The organism is Parvibaculum sp. (assembly GCF_040882025.1).
In the GTDB taxonomy this organism is placed as follows: Bacteria; Pseudomonadota; Alphaproteobacteria; order Parvibaculales; family Parvibaculaceae; genus Parvibaculum.
Genome location: NZ_JBBECC010000139.1, coordinates 1 through 3,120, shown reverse-complemented (window position 1 = coordinate 3,120; position 3,120 = coordinate 1). Strand labels below are relative to the sequence as shown.

Genomic DNA, 3,120 nt, shown 5'->3' with positions numbered 1-3,120 from the left:
GTGCTGATGTCGGGCCTCGATTACGAGCGCGCGGTGCTGGCCGCCGGGCCCTTGGGCATCATGCAGGCCTGCATGGATGCGGTGATCCCGTATGTGCATGAACGCAAGCAGTTCGGCGAACCCATCGGCACGTTTCAATTGATGCAGGGCAAGCTCGCCGACATGTATGCGACCATGAATGCCTGCCGCGCCTATGTTTATGCGGTGGCGAAAGCCTGCGACCGCGGCCAGACGGCACGGAAAGATGCAGCCGGCGCAATCCTTTACGCAGCCGAAAAGGCCACCTGGATGGCGCTCGAGGCGATCCAGGCATTGGGTGGCAATGGCTACATCAACGACTATCCGACCGGCCGCCTCCTGCGCGACGCCAAGCTCTACGAGATCGGCGCCGGCACCTCGGAAATCCGCCGCATGCTGATCGGCCGCGAACTTTTCAACGAAACCGCGTGAGCGCCCCATGTCCGTGCTGAAGACGAACGTCAACGCGCGCGACCCGCGCTTCAAGGCCAATGCAGAGGCGATGGCGGGCCTCGTGGCCGCGCTCGCGGCCGAACGCGCCAAAGCCGCCGAGGGCGGCGACCAGCGCTCCCGCGAGCGCCACACCGCCCGTGGCAAGCTCCTGCCGCGCGACCGCGTCCACGGGCTGATCGATCCGGGTTCGCCCTTTCTCGAACTCTCGCCCATGGCCGCCCATGGCATGTATGGCGAGGCGATCAATGGCGCCGGCATCATCACCGGCATCGGCCGCATTTCGGGCCAGGAATGCGTGATCGTCTGCAACGACGCCACCATCAAGGGCGGCACCTATTATCCGGTCACGGTCAAGAAACACCTGCGCGCGCAAGAGGTTGCGCTCGAAAACCATCTGCCCTGCTTCTATCTGGTCGACAGTGGCGGCGCCAACCTGCCCAATCAGGCCGAAATCTTTCCCGATCGCGAGCATTTCGGCCGCATTTTCTACAATCAGGCGCGCATGTCAGCGAAAGGCATCCCGCAGGTCGCCGTCGTCATGGGTTCCTGCACGGCGGGCGGCGCCTATGTCCCGGCCATGTCCGACGAAACCGTGATCGTCCGAAAACAAGGCACGATCTTTCTCGGCGGCCCGCCGCTGGTGAAGGCGGCGACAGGCGAAATCGTGACGGCCGAGGATCTCGGCGGCGCCGACGTTCATTCGCGCAAATCCGGCGTCACCGATCATTACGCGATGGACGACGCCCATGCGCTGGCCATCGCGCGCCGCATCGCCGCGACGCTCAACCGCAGGAAATCGGTCGCGATCCCGCTGCGCGACCCCGTCGCGCCGCTCTACGACGCAGCCGAACTCGACGGCATCGTGCCCGCATCGCTCTCGGTCCAATACGACATCCGCGAAGTGATCGCCCGCCTCGTCGACGGCTCGGAATTCGACGAATTCAAGAAACTCTACGGCACGACGCTGGTGACGGGCTTTGCGCATATTCATGGGGTTCCGGTCGGCATCGTCGCCAATAACGGCATCCTGTTTTCGGAATCGGCCTTGAAGGGCGCGCATTTCATCGAGCTCTGCTGCCAGCGGAAAATTCCCCTGCTTTTCCTGCAGAATATCGCCGGCTTCATGGTCGGCCGTGAATATGAAACCGGCGGCATCGCCAAGGACGGCGCCAAACTGGTGACCGCGGTCGCCTCCGCCAACGTGCCCAAGGTGACGTTGATCGTCGGCGGCTCCTATGGCGCCGGCAATTACGGCATGTGCGGCCGCGCCTATTCGCCCCGTTTCCTTTTCACCTGGCCCAACGCCCGCATCTCGGTGATGGGCGGCGAACAGGCGGCAAGCGTGCTGGCGGCGGTGCATCGCGATGCCGAAAAATGGACGCCCGAAGAGGCCGATGCCTTCAAGGCGCCGATCCGCGCCAAATATGACGAGGAGGGCCATCCATACTTCGCCACCGCCCGCCTCTGGGACGACGGCATCGTCGCCCCGTCGGAAACGCGCCGCGTCCTGGCGCTGGCTTTCTCGGCGGCACTCAACGCACCGATACCGGAGACGCAGTTCGGCGTCTTCCGCATGTGAGGGAAAAGCAATGTTCAAATCCCTCCTGATCGCCAATCGCGGCGAAATTGCCGTCCGCGTCATCCGCACCGCGCGCCGCATGGGGCTGAAGACCATCGCGGTCTATTCCGATGCCGACGCCAACGCCTTTCATGTCGCCGAAGCCGACGAGGCCTGGCGCATCGGACCGGCACCCGCCGCCGAAAGCTATCTGCGCATGGACGCGATCCTCGATGCCGCCGCGCGTTCGGGCGCCGGCGCCATCCATCCGGGCTACGGTTTCCTGTCGGAAAACGCCGCCTTCGCCGAGGCTTGCGAGAAGGCCGGCATCGTCTTTGTCGGCCCGCCGCCTGCCGCGATCCGCGCCATGGGCCTGAAGGACGCCGCCAAGGCCTTGATGGAAAAGGCGAAGGTGCCGGTGGTGCCCGGCTATCACGGCGACAATCAGGATGCGGGCTTTCTGGCTGAACAGGCGGAAAAGATCGGCTATCCGGTGCTGGTCAAGGCGGTGGCCGGCGGCGGCGGCAAGGGCATGCGCCGCGTCGACGATCCGGCAGCATTTGCAAAGGAACTTGCAAGCGCCATGCGCGAGGCCGGTGCCGCTTTCGGCGACGAGCGCGTGCTGGTCGAAAAATATGTCGCGCGCCCGCGCCACATCGAAATTCAGGTCTTCGCCGATAGTCATGGCAATGCGGTGTCGCTGCATGAGCGCGACTGTTCGCTGCAGCGCCGCCACCAGAAAGTGATCGAGGAAGCGCCGGCCCCCGGCATGCCGCCCGAGATGCGCAAGGCCATGGGCGATGCGGCCGTTGCCGCCGCCAAGGCCATCGGTTATCGCGGTGCCGGCACGGTCGAATTCATCGCCGATGCCACCGACGGGCTGAAAGCCGACGGCTTCTGGTTCATGGAAATGAACACCCGCCTCCAGGTCGAACATCCGGTCACCGAAGCGATCACCGGTCTCGATCTGGTCGAATGGCAATTGCGCGTCGCCGCCGGCGAGCATTTGCCATTGAAACAAAAGGACATTCCGCTGAAGGGTCACGCGGTCGAGGTCCGCCTCTATGCCGAGGACCCGGCGAAGAAATTCT

At 64.5% G+C, this 3,120-nt stretch carries 3 protein-coding genes; all 3 read left to right on the top strand.

Annotation, left to right across the window (positions count from 1 at the left end):
- A partial coding sequence (locus WEB61_RS10035; RefSeq protein WP_368064200.1) for an acyl-CoA dehydrogenase family protein occupies positions 1-450 on the top strand: 450 nt, incomplete at its 5' end.
- Positions 451-457: 7 nt separating this feature from the next.
- Positions 458-2,050, top strand: coding sequence for a carboxyl transferase domain-containing protein (locus WEB61_RS10030; RefSeq protein ID WP_368064199.1), 1,593 nt, complete (start codon positions 458-460; stop codon positions 2,048-2,050).
- A 10-nt stretch (positions 2,051-2,060) separates the two neighbouring features.
- A partial coding sequence (locus WEB61_RS10025) for an acetyl/propionyl/methylcrotonyl-CoA carboxylase subunit alpha (protein ID WP_368064198.1) occupies positions 2,061-3,120 on the top strand: 1,060 nt, incomplete at its 3' end.